At 66.1% G+C, this 16,229-nt stretch carries 12 protein-coding genes; 6 read left to right on the top strand and 6 right to left on the bottom strand.

Annotated features, from left to right (window positions below):
* Positions 1 to 4 precede the first annotated feature (4 nt).
* Positions 5 to 904, top strand: coding sequence for a helix-turn-helix domain-containing GNAT family N-acetyltransferase (locus tag ATO6_RS16885; RefSeq protein WP_088625212.1), 900 nt, complete (start codon positions 5 to 7; stop codon positions 902 to 904).
* 14 nt (positions 905 to 918) lie between these two features.
* On the opposite strand, the gene mfd is transcribed toward ATO6_RS16885, so the two are convergent.
* Entirely contained in the window at positions 919 to 4,383 is a 3,465-nt protein-coding gene (gene mfd, locus ATO6_RS16880; RefSeq protein WP_088625211.1) for a transcription-repair coupling factor, read from the bottom strand.
* Positions 4,384 to 4,386: 3 nt separating this feature from the next.
* On the bottom strand, positions 4,387 to 4,911 hold the full coding sequence (locus ATO6_RS16875) for a component of SufBCD complex (RefSeq protein WP_088625210.1): 525 nt from the start codon (positions 4,909 to 4,911) through the stop codon (positions 4,387 to 4,389).
* Positions 4,912 to 5,043: 132 nt separating this feature from the next.
* On the opposite strand from ATO6_RS16875, the gene hemB reads away from it, so the two are divergent.
* From hemB to ATO6_RS16860, 3 genes are all read left to right on the top strand, one after another.
* Positions 5,044 to 6,048, top strand: coding sequence for a porphobilinogen synthase (hemB, locus tag ATO6_RS16870; RefSeq protein WP_088625209.1), 1,005 nt, complete (start codon positions 5,044 to 5,046; stop codon positions 6,046 to 6,048).
* A 131-nt stretch (positions 6,049 to 6,179) separates the two neighbouring features.
* Positions 6,180 to 6,740, top strand: coding sequence for a YSC84-related protein (locus tag ATO6_RS16865; protein ID WP_088625208.1), 561 nt, complete (start codon positions 6,180 to 6,182; stop codon positions 6,738 to 6,740).
* 177 nt (positions 6,741 to 6,917) lie between these two features.
* Entirely contained in the window at positions 6,918 to 8,195 is a 1,278-nt protein-coding gene (locus ATO6_RS16860; RefSeq protein WP_088625207.1) for a tetratricopeptide repeat protein, read from the top strand.
* A gap of 39 nt (positions 8,196 to 8,234) precedes the next feature.
* Here ATO6_RS16860 and ATO6_RS16855 read toward each other — a convergent pair whose 3' ends face one another.
* Entirely contained in the window at positions 8,235 to 8,504 is a 270-nt protein-coding gene (locus ATO6_RS16855; RefSeq protein WP_088625206.1) for an usg protein, read from the bottom strand.
* Between the two features lie 192 nt (positions 8,505 to 8,696).
* Here ATO6_RS16855 and gyrA point away from each other — a divergent pair, with 192 nt between their 5' ends.
* Both gyrA and ATO6_RS16845 read left to right on the top strand, forming a co-directional pair.
* The gene (gene gyrA, locus ATO6_RS16850; RefSeq protein ID WP_088625205.1) at positions 8,697 to 11,447 is read left to right on the top strand and encodes a DNA gyrase subunit A; all 2,751 of its coding nucleotides are present in this window, start codon (positions 8,697 to 8,699) and stop codon (positions 11,445 to 11,447) included.
* Between the two features lie 29 nt (positions 11,448 to 11,476).
* Positions 11,477 to 12,328 carry a LysR family transcriptional regulator gene (locus tag ATO6_RS16845; RefSeq protein ID WP_088625204.1) on the top strand — a complete coding sequence of 284 codons (852 nt, stop codon included), beginning with the start codon at positions 11,477 to 11,479 and terminating at the stop codon, positions 12,326 to 12,328.
* Between the two features lie 382 nt (positions 12,329 to 12,710).
* On the opposite strand, the gene ATO6_RS16840 is transcribed toward ATO6_RS16845, so the two are convergent.
* Genes ATO6_RS16840 through ATO6_RS16830 form a run of 3 tightly spaced genes read right to left on the bottom strand, consistent with a single transcriptional unit; the run spans position 12,711 to position 16,120 of the window.
* Positions 12,711 to 14,195, bottom strand: a complete 1,485-nt coding sequence (locus ATO6_RS16840; RefSeq protein ID WP_254919188.1) for a carboxypeptidase M32 — start codon at positions 14,193 to 14,195, stop codon at positions 12,711 to 12,713.
* Position 14,196: 1 nt separating this feature from the next.
* On the bottom strand, positions 14,197 to 15,333 hold the full coding sequence (ctaA, locus tag ATO6_RS16835; protein ID WP_088625203.1) for a heme A synthase: 1,137 nt from the start codon (positions 15,331 to 15,333) through the stop codon (positions 14,197 to 14,199).
* 52 nt (positions 15,334 to 15,385) lie between these two features.
* Positions 15,386 to 16,120 carry an RNA methyltransferase gene (locus ATO6_RS16830; RefSeq protein WP_088625202.1) on the bottom strand — a complete coding sequence of 245 codons (735 nt, stop codon included), beginning with the start codon at positions 16,118 to 16,120 and terminating at the stop codon, positions 15,386 to 15,388.
* Positions 16,121 to 16,229: the final 109 nt, after the last annotated feature.

Here is a 16,229-nt window from a genome sequence, read left to right as displayed (position 1 = left end):
ATTCATGAAACACGATCCCGTCGCCCGAATCCGCCGCTTCAACCGTGCCGTTACCGCCGAGGTGGGCGCACTGGACGATTCCTTTCTGGGTCGCGGCCGGTCGCTCGGCGCGGCTCGGGTGCTGAACGCCATCGGTCACGGTATCGCCGACGTCGCCGCGCTGCGGGCCTATCTGAACCTCGATTCGGGCCTGACCAGCCGCCTGCTGCGCGGGCTGGAGTCCGAGGGACTCGTGGAGACGCGGACCGATCCGGCCGACGCCCGACGCCGCCTGCTGTCGCTGACCGCGCAAGGCGAGGCGGAATATGCGGCCTATGAGCAGTTGTCCGACGACCGTGTCCGCGACCTGCTCCGGCGGCATCCGAAACCCGACGCGCTGCTGGCGGCGATGGACCTCGTGGCCACCGCCCTCGCCCGTGACCGGATCGAGATGGTCGAGATGGACCCTCGCGCCGCGGATGCCGTGCACTGCCTGCAGAGCTACTACGCCGAGCTGGCGCGCCGGTTCTCGCAGGGCTTTGACGTCTCGCTGTCCCGCGATCCCGAGGCGACGGCCATGATCCGGCCGCGCGGATCCTTCATCGTCGCGGTTTCGGACGGGCTGCCGATCGGCTGTGCGGGGCTCAAGGGTGACGGCGGAAAAGTGGCCGAGATCAAGCGCATGTGGGTCGCGCCCGAAGCGCGCGGACTGGGGCTGGCAAGGCAGATGATGAGCCGGCTGGAAGCGGATGCGGCGGAGCTGGGGGTGGAGGTACTGCGGCTCGACACCAATTCCGCGCTGCCCGAGGCGGTGGCGCTCTACCGCAACTCCGGCTGGACCGAGATCGAACGGTTCAACGACGATCCCTACCCCGACCATTTCTTTGAAAAGCGGATCGACGCGCGGGACGGTGCCCCGGCTTAACTCCGACGCCGGGTTCAGCCGGCCTTGGCGGCCTTGACCGCCTGCACCTTCTCGGCCAGGTCGCGCGCGATCGAGAACGCGCCCTTGATCTTGTCGCTGTCCTTTGACCAGTCCCGGCGGACGACGATCTTGTTGTCCTTCACCTTCGCCAGGCCGTTCTGATCCTTGATGAATTCCACCAGCCCCTGCGGGTTGGCGAACTTGTCGTTGTGGAACTGGATCGTCGCCCCCTTGGGCCCGCCGTCCAGCTTGGCGATGCCTGCGCGCTTGCACATCGCCTTGATCCGGACGACCAGAAGCAGGGTGTTGACCTCTTTCGGCAGCTTGCCGAACCGGTCGATCAGCTCGGCGGCAAAGCCTTCCAGCTCGACCTTGGTCGACAGGTTGGACAGACGGCGATAAAGCCCGAGGCGCAGGTCGAGGTCCGGCACGTAATCCTCTGGAATCATGACGGAAACGCCGATGTTGATCTGCGGCGACCAGCTGTCCTCGAAATCCGACAGCCCTTCCATCTCGCCCGACTTGATCTTGGCAATCGCCTCTTCCAGCATCTGCTGGTAAAGCTCGTAACCAACGTCGCGCATGTTGCCCGACTGCTCCTCGCCCAGGAGGTTCCCGGCCCCCCGGATATCGAGGTCCTGCGAGGCCAGCGTGAAGCCCGCGCCGAGTGTGTCGAGGCTGCCCAGCACCCTTAGGCGCTTCTCGGCCTGCGGCGTCAGCTTGACCCGCGGCTTGGTCGTCAGATAGGCGTAAGCCCTTGTTTTCGAACGCCCGACGCGCCCCCGGATCTGGTAGAGCTGCGCCAGACCGAACATGTCGGCGCGGTAAACTACCATCGTGTTCGCGCTCGGGATGTCGAGGCCGGATTCCACGATCGTCGTCGCCAGCAGCACGTCGAACTTGCCGTCGTAGAAAGCGTTCATCCGCTTGTCGAGATCGCCCGACGCCATCTGCCCGTGCGCGGTGACGAACGTCACCTCGGGCACCTGCGTCTTGAGGAAATCCTCGACCTCGGGAATGTCCGCAACCCTCGGAACGACAAAGAAACTCTGCCCGCCGCGGTAATGTTCGCGCAGCAGCGCCTCGCGGATTGTCACCCCGTCGAATTCGCTGACGTATGTGCGGATCGCAAGGCGGTCGATGGGCGGCGTGCCGATGATCGACAGGTCCCGCACGCCCGACAGCGACAGTTGCAGCGTGCGCGGGATCGGCGTCGCGGTCAGGGTCAGCACGTGCACGTCCGAGCGCAGTTCCTTGAGGCGTTCCTTGTGCCCCACGCCAAAGCGCTGTTCCTCGTCCACGATCAGCAGCCCGAGGTTCTTGAACCGGACGCCCTTGGCCAGCAGCGCGTGCGTGCCGACGACGATATCGACCGTCCCGTCCGCCATGCCGGCCCGCACCCGCGCCGCGTCGGACGCGCTGACGAAGCGCGACAAGGGGCTGACCTGCAAAGGAAATCCACGGAACCGTTCGGCAAACCCCTGATAGTGCTGCCGCGCCAGCAGTGTCGTCGGCGCGATCACCGCAACCTGCACGCCGGACATCGCCGCGACGAAAGCGGCGCGCAAAGCGACCTCGGTCTTGCCGAAACCCACGTCGCCGCAGACCAGCCGGTCCATGGGGTGGCCGGAGTCCATGTCGGTCAGCACGTCCTGAATGGCCGACAGCTGGTCGTCCGTCTCCTGATAGGGGAACCGCGCCTGAAACGCCTCCCACGCGGCCTCGGGCGGCTCCAGCACCGGCGCGTTGCGCAGGGCGCGTTCGGCGGCGATGCGGATCAGGCGATCCGCCATCTCGCGGATGCGCTGCTTGAGCCTGGCCTTCTTGGCCTGCCACGCCCCGCCGCCGAGACGGTCCAGCAGACCTTCCTCGTGGCCGAACTTCGACAGCAGTTCGATGTTCTCGACCGGAAGATAAAGCCTTGAATTCTCGGCGTATTCGATCAGCAGGCATTCATGTGCCGCGCCCGCCGCCGTGATGACCTCCAGCCCGTGGTAACGGCCGACGCCGTGGTCGACATGGACCACCAGATCGCCGGGGCTGAGGCTCTGCGCCTCGGTCAGGAAGTTGTCGGCCCGCCGCTTGCGCTTGGGCTGGCGGATCAGGCGATCGCCGAGGACGTCCTGTTCCGAGATGACGGTGATCTCGCCCTTGCTCCACGGCCCGGTAAAGCCGTGCTCCAGCGGCCAGACGGCAAGGTGCAGACCGGTCTTGCCGATCCCCTCGGCGGTCCTGAGGGACACCGCGCCGACGAGATCCTCGTCCTCAAGCAGCCCCTCCAGCCGCTCCCGCGCGCCGTCGGAATAGGAGGCGACGACCACCGGCCCGACCTCCATCCGTGCGCGAATGTGGTCGGCCAGAACACTGAAAAGATGGACGTTTTCCAACTGCCGCTCGGGCGAGAAGTTCCGCCCGATCCGCCCGCCGGCATCCACGACGCCCGGCCCCGAATGCTGCGGCAGCGGCGACATCTGCACCACGCGATGCGCCTTGAGTGCCGCGTCCCACGCCGTGTCGTCCATGTAGAGCTGACCCGGCGGCACGGGCTTGTAGACGCTGTCCATCCGCCCGCGGTCCATCAGCGCGACCCGGCGGGTTTCGTACTGGTCCTTGATGCTTTCCCAGCGATGATGCCGGGCGCCGTTGACCTGGTCGTCCAGCATCACGCTGGCCTCGGGCAGGTAGTCGAAGAGCGTTTCCAGCCGTTCGTGGAACAGCGGCAGCCAGTGCTCCATCCCCTGATGCTTGCGCCCCGCGCTGACCGCCTCGTAGAGCGGATCGTCGGTGCCGGCGGCACCGAACTCGGCCCGGTAGTTCTGGCGGAAGCGGGTGATCGCGGCCTCGTCGAGGATGACCTCGGAGACCGGCGCCAGTTCCACGACATCCAGCTTTTCGGTCGTTCGCTGCGTGCCCGCATCGAACCGCCGCGCGCCGTCCAGAACGTCGCCGAATAGGTCCAGCCGCACCGGCCCGCCCTCGCCCGGCGGATAGATGTCGATGATCCCGCCGCGCACGGCATAGTCGCCGGGTTCCGTCACCGAATGCGCCTGAGAAAAGCCCATGCGGGCCAGGAAGTTGCGCAGTGCCTTTTCGTCGATCCGGTGACCGACGCGGGCGGTGAAGGCCGCCTCGCGCAGGATGTCGCGCGCCGGTATCCTCTGGGTCGCGGCATTCAGCGTGGTCAGCAGGACGAACCGCTTGGGCATCCCGTGCACCAGCGCCGCCAGCGTCGCCATGCGGGCGGCGGAGACATCGGGGTTCGGCGATACGCGGTCGTAGGGGGTGCAGTCCCACGCGGGGAAGCGGAAGACCGGCAGGCCGGGGGCGAAGAACGCAAGCGCGTCGGCCATCCCCGCCATGCGCCGTTCGTCGCGCGCGACATGGACGACAACGCCCTTCGCCTCGGCCTCGCGCAGCAGCAATGCCGCGTCGAAGCCCTCGGGCGCGCCGCCGAGGGTGATATGTTCGCGCCCCGCCATGTCCTAGCCGAGCGCACCGATGGTCAGGTTCTGGAGCATCCCCCAGAGCGCGGTGACAAAGATCGACACAACGCCGATTCCCTGGATCGCCAGCCGGTGCATCAGCAGGCGGCGGTGTACCTCGTCCCCGGTCGCGCCGGAGATACGGATCTTGCGCGCCGCCCGCATCGACAGCCAGCCGACGATGGAGAGCGGGAAGGCGATCAGGAACACCGCCTGCGCGAATTCCACCCGGTAATAGAAGCCCATCACCAGCAGCGTGGTCAGCACGAAGCTGCCGAAAGAGGTCAGGACGAGCCCCGAAACCTCGTAGATATAGATCAGGCGGTTCACGTTGATCCGGAGCAGAGTCTCGAAATCCTCTTCGAACTGCCCGCCCTTGCGCTTGGCGCGAAGCGCCAGATCCCATGGCACGCCCAGCACCCAGTGGCTGGCCGAAGACCACACCACGGCGAGTGCGATCCAGAACCACAGGTTCGAGAAGGACCGCATGTCTATGAGTTCGAAAATCGTCTGGGACAGGTTCACCTGCCAGTCCTCTGCTCTGCGCGCTTGCCCGGTCCGCCTGTCATATAGGCGGGCAGCGGCAATTCCTACCCTTGAGATGCGTCGTGGTCCATGCCATTCGATGCCCGTCCGCGCAACAGCAGGAACGTCACCATGACCCCCTTTTCCGCCCCCTACCCCATGACCCGCTTCCGCCGCACCCGGCAGACGCCCGGAATCAGGGCACTGGCGCAGGAAAACACGCTAACTGCCGGCGACCTGATCTGGCCGGTCTTCGTCCGCGAGGGCGACGGCGTGGCGCGCGAGGAGATCCCCTCGATGCCCGGCGTGCACCGGCTGACCGTGGACGCGGTGGTCGAGGCTGCCAGAGAGGCGGCGGACCTCGGCATCCCCGCGATCTGCCTGTTCCCCTACACCCCGATGGAGAAGCGGACCAAGGACTGCGCCGAGGCATGGAACCCCGACAACATGTCCAACCGCGCCACCCGCGCGATCAAGAAGGCCGTGCCGGGGCTGGCGGTGATGACCGACGTGGCGCTCGACCCCTACAACATCGACGGTCATGACGGCTTCGTCGTGGACGGTGAGATCCTGAACGATGAAACCGTCGAGGCGCTGGTGAAACAGACGCTCAGCCAGGCCGAGGCCGGGGCGGACATCATCGGGCCGTCGGACATGATGGACGGCCGGATCGGCGCGATGCGGTCCGCGCTGGAAGGCGCCGGGCACAAGAACGTGATGATCCTCAGCTACTCGGCCAAGTATGCCAGCGCCTTCTACGGCCCCTTCCGCGATGCGGTCGGTGCGACCGGCGCGCTGAAGGGCGACAAGGCAACCTACCAGATGAACCCCGGCAATTCCGACGAGGCGCTGCGGCTGGTGGCCCGCGATCTGGAGGAAGGCGCGGACATGGTCATGGTCAAGCCGGGGATGCCCTATCTGGACATCTGCCGCCGCGTGAAGGACCAGTTCGGCGTGCCGACCTTCGCCTATCAGGTGTCCGGCGAATACGCGATGATCAAGGGTGCGGCGCTGAACGGCTGGATCGACGGCGACAAGGCGATGGCGGAATCGCTGCTGTGCTTCAAGCGGGCGGGTTGCGACGGGATCCTGACCTATTTCGCCCCGGCGATGGCGCGGGCGCTCAAAGGCGCGTGAGTCGGCGGGAATCAGCCTGATCGGCGCACAAGCGATGGTGACAGGCCCTGCCTGAACGCCTATACTTTGCCCCAATGCCGGAAAACCGGCCGCCCCCGCGCGGGCTAAACACGGGCAAGTGAGGCAAGAGCATGAGCGGTTATACCCGACGTACGTTTTCGTTTGCGGCGCTGGCGGCGCTGCCCCTTCTGGCGGCCTGCGGCAACGGGCCGGGATCGACGGGAGGGCAAAAGATCGACGCCCGCGTCGACGCGACGATCAACTACATGCACCAGCAGTTTCCCCAGACCCTCGACCTGACGCAGAAGTCGGTCGGGATGCTGGTCATGCCGCTGCAGACCGAGGTCGGCTTCGGCATCGGCGGGACCTACGGGCGCGGCGCGCTGCGTGTGAACGGCGCGACGGTGGATTACTATTCCTCGACCGCGGCCAACATCGGCCTTCAGGTCGGCGCGCAGCAATATGCGCACGTCCTGTTCTTCATGACGCAGGAAGCGCTGGACGACTTCCGCCACTCCTATGGCTGGGCGCTTGGCGCGGATGTCGAATACGTGTTCAGCGACAAGGGCGAGACCCTGCGGGCGGAATCAAACACTGGCCTGTCCCCGATCGTGGCGATCGTCTTCGGTCAGGCCGGGCTCAAGATCGGTGCTTCGCTGGAAGGGGTGAAATACAACCGCATCATCCCCTGATCGCGTTTCGCTAAGGGGCGGGCTGGAACGTTCGCGACGCAATGCAGGCCTCCGGAGTGATTTCCGGAGGCCTTTCACATGGCGGCGGGGCGGGTCTTCCGGCCGTGTATTCGCAAGATCGTTCCAAGAATCCGTTCGCAGGTGCATGATCCCTCCCGAGGTGTTGGGAGGATTGAGATGCTCAAGGATCGCTACGGACTGCCGCTGACCACGCAGAGCGCCGACGCACGGGACGCCTACGTTGCCGGTATCGACCACCTGCTGGAAGCCTCCCACGGGGCAAGCGCCGCGTTTTCTCGGGCCCTGACCGCCGATCCAGGATTCGCGCTGGCCCATGTCGGTTTGGCGCGGGCGCGGATGTACGAGGCCGACATGCCGGGCGCCAAGCAGGCCATCGAAGCTGCGAAAGCCGCCAGGGACACTGTCAGCAGCCGCGAGGCGGATCACATCGCCATCTTCGACCTGCTGCTGGCCGGACGCGCCGTCGAGGCGCGGCAGGCGGTCATCGCCCATGTCCGCGAGCATCCGCGGGATATCCTCGCCGCGCAGCTCTGCACCAATATCTTCGGCCTGATCGGCGTCTCGGGCGAACCGGGGCGCGAAAGCCACCAGGTCGCCTATACCTCCCGTCTGTACGATGCACTGGGCGATGACTGGTGGGTTCTGAGCGTGCACGGACAGGCGCTGTGCGAAGTCGGGCGGCTGGACGAGGCGATGACGCTGATGGACCGCTCGCTGTCGCTGAACAACGCGAACGCCAACGCCTCGCATTTCAAGGCGCATACGCTTTACGAACAGGGCGAAAGCGATACCGGCCGCGCCTATCTGGCGGAGTGGATCAGGGATTACGACACGCGCTCGCTGCTGCACGGACACCTGAGCTGGCACCGCGCCCTCTGGGCGCTGGAGCAGTCGGACGAGGCGGAGCTCTGGTCGATCTACGACACCGCGATCGCGCCCGAGGCGTCACACTCCATCCCGGTCAACGTCCTGACCGACGCGGCGGCCCTGCTCTACCGCGCGGACCTTGCGGGCATGACCGTCGCACCGGAGCGCTGGCGGGTGATCAGCGATTACGCCGCCAGGTTCTTTCCCGATCCGGGCATGAGCTTTGCCGACATCCACAGCGCGCTGGCCCATGCGATGGCCGGAAACGGCGACCGGCTGGCCCCGCTGGCCGAGGCGAGCCGCGGCTTCGCCGCCGATCTGGTCCGCCCCGTTGCGCGGGCCTGGGGAGCAATCGCGCGGGGAGAGTGGGATGCGGCGCTGGACCTTCTGACGCCCGCCATGGCCGATCACGCCAGACTGGGGGGCAGCCGTGCGCAACGGGACCTGCTGGAACTGACCTATGTGAACCTGCTGCTCAAGACCGGACGCGGGGACGAGGCGCACCGGACGGTCGCGACCCGACGCCCCGTGTTCCGGCAATCCGCCCCCGTCGCCGGCTACGCCTGACCGCGCGCAGGCCGGGCCAAGCGCCCGGCCCGGACGCCCTCAGTGCAGCTTCAGCTCGCCCACGACATTGCGCCAGCGGCCGGGCGAAAGTTCCTTGCGGTGCGTGAACCTGACCGAATGCAGCGGCCCCTCGATCTCGCGCTGCCAGAACTCGATGAACTTGAACAATCGCGGATGGTCGGGGGCGATGTCGTAGTCCTGCCAGATGAAGCTGTTCAGGACGTGGGTATAGTCGGGCATCCGGTAGAAGAATTCGGCAGTCGTCAGCCCGTATCCCCTGAGCATCAGTTCGGTCTCGGTTGCACTCATATGAAGCCTCCTGGAAGGGTGCATATGAAAAGGATGCCGCAACAGAATTAGTTTTCAACAAAAACAGTATGTTGGCACATCACAAGCCCGGCTGCCAAAGGGGATGCCGGGGCATCATTGCACCCCTCATATTGGCGATGCTATAGTCCGCGCGACTAGATATAGAATGCCTCTCCGGACAAGGTTGACTTCGTGAGCGATACGCCCGAACCCCCTGATAACGAAGAAGAAAAACCGCGCTCGTCCTACGAGGGTCCGTCGGTGTCGATCACCGACGAGATGCGGGTTTCCTACCTCGACTACGCGATGAGCGTCATCGTCGCCCGTGCGATTCCGGATCTGCGCGACGGCCTAAAACCTGTGCACAGGCGTATCCTTTTTGCCATGCATGAGGTCGGCAACACCTTCGACAAGCCCTATCGGAAATCCTCGCGCCCCGTGGCGGATGCCATGGGCAAGTATCACCCGCACGGCGACTCCGCGATCTACGACGCCCTTGTGCGGATGGCGCAGGACTTCTCCATGTCCCTGCCGCTGCTGGATGGCCAGGGCAACTTCGGCTCCATGGACGGGGACAAGGCCGCGGCCTTCCGTTACACCGAGGTGCGGATGGCCAAGGCGGCGGGCTACCTGCTGGCGGACATCGACAAGGACACCGTCGATTTCCAGCTGAACTACGACGGCAAGGACCGTGAACCGACCGTCCTGCCCGCACGCTTTCCCAACATGCTGGTCAACGGCGCGGGCGGCATCGCCGTCGGCATGGCGACCAACATCCCGCCCCACAACCTGGGCGAGGTGATCGACGCCACGCTGGCCCTGATCGAGAACCCCGACCTGTCGACCGAGGGCCTGATCGAATATGTCCCCGGCCCCGACTTCCCGACCGGCGGACACATCCTCGGCCGCTCCGGCGCGCGGAAAGCGTATCTCGAGGGCCGTGGCAGCGTCATCGTGCGCGCCAAGACCCATGTCGAGGAGCTGCGCAAGGATCGCTGGGCGATCATCGTGGACGAGATCCCCTATCAGGTGAACAAGGCCGCGATGATCGAGAAGATCGCCGAGCACGTCCGCGAAAAGCGGATCGAGGGCATTGCCCACGTGCAGGACGAATCCGACCGCCACGGCGTCCGCGTTGTGATCGAGCTGAAGCGCGATGCAACCGCCGACGTGGTTCTGAACCAGCTCTGGCGCTTCACGCCGATGCAGATCTCGTTCGGCTGCAACATGCTGGCGCTGAACGGCGGCAAGCCGGAAACGCTGACGCTGCACGGCTTCCTCGCCTCGTTCATCACCTTCCGCGAAGAGGTCGTCGCCCGCCGCACGGCCTATGAACTGCGCAAGGCGCGCGAACGCAGCCACATCCTGTGCGGTCTAGCCGTCGCCGTGTCGAACGTGGACGAGGTCGTCGCGACCATCCGTGCCTCCGCCGATGCCGCCGAGGCCCGCGAACGCCTGATGGAACGCCGCTGGCCGGCCGCCGAGATCGCGGGCTACATCCGCCTGATCGACGATCCGACGCATACGATGAACGAGGATGGCACCTACAACCTGTCCGAGACGCAGGCCCGTGCGATCCTCGAACTGCGCCTCCAGCGCCTGACCCAGCTCGGCGTCAAGGAAGTGACGGACGAGCTCGAGGAACTGGCGGGCAAGATCAAGGACTACCTCGAAATCCTCGGCTCGCGCGAGCGGATCATGGGGATCATCGGGGACGAACTTCGCGAGGTGCGCGAACTGTTCGCCGTCCCCCGTCGCACCGAGATCGTCGACTGGTCCGGCGACATGGAGGACGAAGACCTCATCGAGCGTGAGGACATGGTCGTCACCGTGACGCAGGGCGGCTACATCAAGCGCACCCCACTGGCCGACTACCGCGCGCAGAAACGCGGCGGCAAGGGTCTGTCCGGCGGCGGGCTCAAGGACGACGACATCGTCACCTCGCTCTTCGTCGCGAACACCCATACGCAGCTGCTTTTCTTCACCACCGACGGGATGGTCTACAAGCTCAAGTGCTGGCGCCTGCCGCTCGGCGGTCGGACCTCGCGCGGGAAGGCGATCATCAACATCCTGCCGATCCCGCAGGGCGTTTCCATCGCCGCGATCATGCCGGTCGACCGGGACGAGGAAGACTGGGATTCGCTGCAGATCGTGTTCGCCACGACCGAAGGCGACGTGCGCCGCAACGCGCTGAGCGATTTCACCAACGTCATGCGCAACGGCAAGATCGCGATGAAACTGCCCGAGGGCGTGGAACTGGTGAACGCGCGCATCGCGTCCGAGGACGACGACATGATGCTGGTGACGGAATCCGGCCGCGCGATCCGCTTCCCCACCACCGATGTGCGCGTGTTCAAGGGCCGCGATTCGACCGGCGTGCGGGGGATCCGGCTGCAGGACGGCGATCAGGTCGTGTCGATGTCGGTCATCCGGCACTTCGAAGCCGATCCGCAGCAACGTGCCGCCTACCTGAAGCAGCGCCGCCTGATGGCCGGCGTGACCGAGGACGAGGCGCAGGACGATGACGACGAGGCGGTCGAGGCCGGCCAGCTGTCGCCTGAGCGCTATGCCGAGATGTCGGCGGCCGAAAACCTGATCCTGACCATTACCGCCGGTGGCGCGGGCAAGCTGTCCTCCTCGCACGACTACCCCGTGCGCGGACGCGGCGGTCAGGGCGTGGCGGCAATGGACCGGGCGATGCGCGGCGGCGCCGTCGTCGCCTCCTTCCCGGTCGAGATGGACGACCAGATCATGCTCGTCACGTCGCGCGGTCAATCCATCCGCGTGCCTGTTGACGGTATCTCGTTCCGGTCCAGATCTGCCGGTGGGGTCAAGGTCTTCAACACAGGCACCGACGAAGTGGTCGTATCCGTTGCCCGCATCGCGGAGCAGGGAGAAGAATTGGACGAGTCCGGTGCGGAGGAAGGCCCCGCTCAGGACTGAACAACCGGTACGGGGTTCCGGGACAAGACATGAAGAATTGGGACGACCTGCGCTACCTTGTGGCGGTGCACAAAACCGGGAGCATGAGCGCCGCGGCACGGCTGCTCGACACCAATCCTGCAACGGTTTCACGTCGGCTCGGACGGCTGGGCGAGACACTTGGCTTTGACCTGTTCGTCAAGACGCCGGACGGCTGGAGCGCGAACGAGGCGATCGCGGACCTGATCGAAACGGTCACGTCGTTCGAGCACGAGATCGCGACATATCTGAATGCCAAGGACAGCGTCGATACCGGCGGCAAGGGCAACGTCGCCATCGGCTGCCCGCCTGCGATCTCGACCTATCTCCTCTACCCTGCGTTGCGCAGCTTCCTCGAGGCCGAACCTCAGCTGTCGATCACGTTCAACTCGCAGATGTTCACGGAAGCACTGGGGGAAAACGACATAATCGTCGTGCCGACCCGCCCCAGCCAGGGCCGTCTGGTGGTCCGCTACCTTGGCAAGATGACGATGAACGTCTTCGGCTACCCCGACTCCCCGCGCGACGGAACGTGGATCGGACTGGTCAAGGCCCATGACAAGCAACCAGCCATGCAGCGGGCCCGTGAAATGATGGGTGGCCGCGATCCGTATTTCCGGGTGGAAACGTTGCATGAAGTTGTAAACTCTGCAAAATCCACCCGTCTGCCCGGCCTGATGCCCAGCATTGCCGCCGCGCACGAAGAAGGTCTGGAGCGGCTCGATCCCGAACTGGACGACATCGAGGCGCCGATCTACCTGGCGTTTCACGAAACCCGCCGCCGGGACCCTCTGGTGCGCAAGGTCGCGGATTGGATCGCCGAACGGTTCTCGAATGCACCGGACAAATGGCCATCGGTGTGACCCGTATGCCGCTTTGCATTTCTGCAAGCCGAAACGTGCAGCTTTCCGGGTTGGGACTTCCACCTATACGTGCATAACTGACTCACGCGAGCATTGAGGCAAGCCATCAACGGCAACTGAGGATAAGGGGCGTGGCGCAAACGCTCGGGCCCCGCATCACTCCGGCTTTCTGGCAAATCCCCGATGCTGTCGCAGACGGATTTCCTATTTCGGGTGCCGACCTCGTTGGTGGCAGCCGGATCCGTCCCCACGCTGTTTGCGTGTTCGGCGCCGTGGCAATCTCTCGTCGCGGAGCGTGGGGGCACATGGTGGTTTGACGCTTCTACCCCGTCAATCCCTTCGTCACTGGGCCGGCCTGAACAGCCGGCCCATTTTTCCGGGATCAGAGGCCGTAGATCGCGCCGAACTTTGCCTCGATGTAATCCAGCAGCGGCCCCGCCGAAGGCGCCTCGCCACAGGCGCGTGTGATGACGTCGCGCGGGCGGTAGAGGCCACCGTGCCGCTGCACCTTCTCGCGCAGCCACGACGTGGCCGATGCGGTGTCGCCCTGCGCAAGCTGCGCATCCAGATCCGGCAGATCGCCCCGCATTGCCCGGTGCAGGCAGCCGGCATAGACGTTGCCAAGGCTGTAGGTCGGGAAATAGCCGAACAGCCCCACCGACCAGTGCACATCCTGCAGGCACCCGAGCGCCGCGCGCGGCACGGCATAGCCGAAGTCCCGTTCGAACCGCTCGTTCCACGCGCCTTCCAACTCGCCCGGCTTCAGGTCGCCCGCGATCAGCGCGCGTTCCAGGTCAAAGCGCAGCATGATGTGCAGGTTGTATTGCACCTCGTCCGCCTCGGTCCGGATGAAGTCGCGCTGCACCCGGTTCACGGCGGCAAAGAACGCCTCCGGGGTGTCGACGCCGATGTCGCCGAACACGCCCTGCATCTGCCCGAACAGCCACCCCGTGAACGCCCGCGACCGGCCCAGTTGGTTCTCGTAGATCCGGCTCTGGCTTTCGTGGACGCCCATCGACACCCCCTGCCCGAGCGGCGTCAGCGCATAGTCGGCGTCGATCCCCTGCTCATAACAGGCGTGCCCTACCTCGTGGATCGTCGAGTAGAAGCAGTTGAACGGATCCGTCGGATTGGTCCGTGTCGTGATCCGCACGTCGCTGCCGGAGCCCGAGCTGAACGGATGCACGGCCTTGTCGATCCGCCCGCGCGTGAAGTCATAGCCGAAGGTCGCCGCCAGCTTGGTCGACAGCGCCAGCTGCGAGCTCTCGGGGAACTCGCCGGTCAGAGCCGCAGGCTCCGGCTTTTCCAGAATCGCCTCGCGCAGCGCCACCAGGCGCGGCCGCATCTCGGCGAACATCGCCTCCAGCTCCGCCGCCCTCATCCCCGGCTCGTAATCGTCCAGCATCGCGTCATAGACATTGCCGCCCGCCGCGAGCGCCGCGCCTTCCTCGCGCTTCAGGCGCACGACCTGCTCCAGCACCGGCGCGAAGGCCGCGAAATCGTCCCGTGCCCGCGCCTCGGCCCACTGGCCCTGCGCGACGGATGTCACCCGCGCGATCTCGGACGCCAGCTTCGCCGGCACCTTGACCGCCCGGTCATAGGCCCGCCGGATCAGCCGCAGCTTTGCCGCCGACACCTCGTCCGCCGCCTGCCCCTCGGTCGCCGCCAGCCACTCGCCAACGCGCGGATCGGTGCGGCGGGCGTGCAGCACGCCTTCCATCGCCGCCATCTCCTCGCCCCGCTGGAGCGCTGCGCCGCGTGGCATCATCGTCTCCTGGTCCCAGCCCAGCCGTCCGGCCACCTGCGCCAGCGCCTCGGTCTCGCGCTGGTATTCGAACAGCGCGGTCATCGCGTCATTGGGGATCATGTCAGCCTCCGCGGATGGTGCTTGCGATCGGATAGGCCGCGAGGAACCGCGCCCTGAGGATGAGGACAAAGACCGCGATGGCCAGCATCTGGTGCAGGATCGCCACCTGCGCCGGCGCCCCGGTCATGACGGTGTAGATGCCCAGAGCCACCTGCCCGGTCAGCGCGGCAAAGGCCACGGTGAAGGCCCCGCGCGTCGCCCGATGCGCAGACCGGCGGCCGCGCAGCAGCGCCATGATCGAATAGAGGAACAGCAGGTAACCGACGCAGCGGTGCACGAACTGCACGAGGGCCGGGTTCTCGAGGAAGTTGCGCCAGGCGGGCGAGATCATCCAGGGATCGGGCGGCAGCCAGCCGCCGCCGATGGTCGGCCAGTCGGTATAGGACCGCCCGGCGTCGATCCCCGCCACCAGCGCCCCGATCAGGATCTGCAGGAAAGCGAAATGCATCCAGCCGGTCGCCACACCGAACTGCCGGCGTTCCCGCAGGCGGCGGGCCTGCATCAGGTCCCGTTCCTCGCGCGACAGCGACAGGACGAACCAGGCGATGAAGCCGAGGATGATGAAGGCCAGCCCCAGATGCGTCGCCAGCCGGTAGGACGCGACGCTCAGCATCGTCCCTTCCAGCCCCGAAGCCACCATCCACCAGCCGACCGCCCCCTGAACGCCGCCAAGCGCGCCGATCAGCACCAGCCGACTGTGCCAGCCGGGCGGAATACGGCCCGTGGCCCAGAAGCCGAAAAAGCCGATCGCCCAGACCAGCCCGATGGCGCGCCCAAGCTGGCGGTGGCCCCATTCCCACCAGTAGATCGACTTGAAGTCGTCCAGCGTCATCCAGTGGTTCTGCAGCTCGAACTGCGGGATCTGCTGATACCGCTCGAACTCAGCCTGCCACGCCGCCTCGTTCATCGGCGGCAGGGCCCCCGTCAAGGGACGCCACTCGGTGATCGACAGCCCGCTGTCGGTCAGCCGCGTCAGGCCGCCCACGATGATCATCGCCGCGACCATGACGAACAGCAGGATCAGCCAGGCCCGGACGCCCTTGCGCGACCCGCGCCGGGCGCGGTCGATGACACCGGTCTGCGCCTGCGGCTTCGCCGTCTCGCCGACCTCTTCGAAGATGCTGCGTTTCTGGGTCATCCCTGCCTCCGTTTCGCGGGCAACCTAAAGCCGGGGACCGGGGGCGGCAAGATCACTCCCCCCGCTCCTTCCAGCGGACCATTTGACGCATCACGCCATGCAGCATCTGCACATCCGCGCGGGTCAGCCGCATCCGGGACCACAGGTTGCGCAGGTTGATCTTCATCCCCTCCGCCTTGGTCTCGGGAAAGAAGAACCCCGCTTGATCCAGACGTTCCTCGTAATGGGCCGCCAGCTTCTCGACCTCGATGCCACTGGCCCAGTCTGCCCCCGCCATCTCGACCCGCTCACCCGGCACATCATTCGTCTGCCGCCTCCACTCGTAGGCCGTCAGCAGCACGCACTGGGCTAGGTTGAGTGAGGCGAACTCCGGGTTCACCGGCACGTTGATGATGGCGTTCGCCCGCGCGATGTCGTCGTTCTCCAGCCCCGCACGCTCGGGCCCGAACAGCACCGCGACCTTTTCGCCCGCCGCGATCCGCGCCCGCGCCTCGGCCATCGCCGTCTCCGGCGTCAACACCGGCTTCGTCAGCCCCCGCGCCCGCGCCGTCGTCGCCACGACCCATGTGCAATCGCCAACCGCCTCGGCGGTTGTGCCGAACAGCCCCGCCTCGTCCAGCAGCCGCCCGGCGCCCGATGCCATCGCCACCGCCTTCTGGTTCGGCCAGCCGTCGCGCGGATCGACCATCCGCATCCGGTCCAGCCCGAAATTCCACATCGCCCGCGCCGCGCCGCCGATGTTCTCGCCCATTTGGGGCCGCACCAGAACGAAGACCGGCTGTGACATCTGGACCCTTTCCAAAAACCTGCCGCCTCATACCACGCACCCCCACGGGGACAAGGGCACAGGTCCCCTGCTTCTTCTGGTTCCAAATTACTTTCGGGGGGAGTCGCGG

The sequence above is a fragment of the Oceanicola sp. 22II-s10i genome (assembly GCF_002210105.1).
In the GTDB taxonomy this organism is placed as follows: domain Bacteria; phylum Pseudomonadota; class Alphaproteobacteria; order Rhodobacterales; family Rhodobacteraceae; genus Pseudooceanicola.
The sequence above is the reverse complement of the archived record's forward strand: the minus strand, read 5'-3'. Positions and strand labels throughout refer to the sequence as shown.

Coding starts and splice junctions, on each gene's coding strand:
- ATO6_RS16855 (WP_088625206.1), bottom strand. CDS start 8,504: ATGAGTGCAACCGAGACCGAACTGATGCTCAGGGGATACGGGCTGACG.
- ATO6_RS16845 (WP_088625204.1), top strand. CDS start 11,477: ATGAAGAATTGGGACGACCTGCGCTACCTTGTGGCGGTGCACAAAACC.
- ATO6_RS16830 (WP_088625202.1), bottom strand. CDS start 16,120: ATGTCACAGCCGGTCTTCGTTCTGGTGCGGCCCCAAATGGGCGAGAAC.
- hemB (WP_088625209.1), top strand. CDS start 5,044: ATGACCCCCTTTTCCGCCCCCTACCCCATGACCCGCTTCCGCCGCACC.
- ATO6_RS16885 (WP_088625212.1), top strand. CDS start 5: ATGAAACACGATCCCGTCGCCCGAATCCGCCGCTTCAACCGTGCCGTT.
- ATO6_RS16865 (WP_088625208.1), top strand. CDS start 6,180: ATGAGCGGTTATACCCGACGTACGTTTTCGTTTGCGGCGCTGGCGGCG.
- ATO6_RS16840 (WP_254919188.1), bottom strand. CDS start 14,195: ATGATCCCCAATGACGCGATGACCGCGCTGTTCGAATACCAGCGCGAG.
- mfd (WP_088625211.1), bottom strand. CDS start 4,383: ATGGCGGGGCGCGAACATATCACCCTCGGCGGCGCGCCCGAGGGCTTC.
- ctaA (WP_088625203.1), bottom strand. CDS start 15,333: ATGACCCAGAAACGCAGCATCTTCGAAGAGGTCGGCGAGACGGCGAAG.
- ATO6_RS16860 (WP_088625207.1), top strand. CDS start 6,918: ATGCTCAAGGATCGCTACGGACTGCCGCTGACCACGCAGAGCGCCGAC.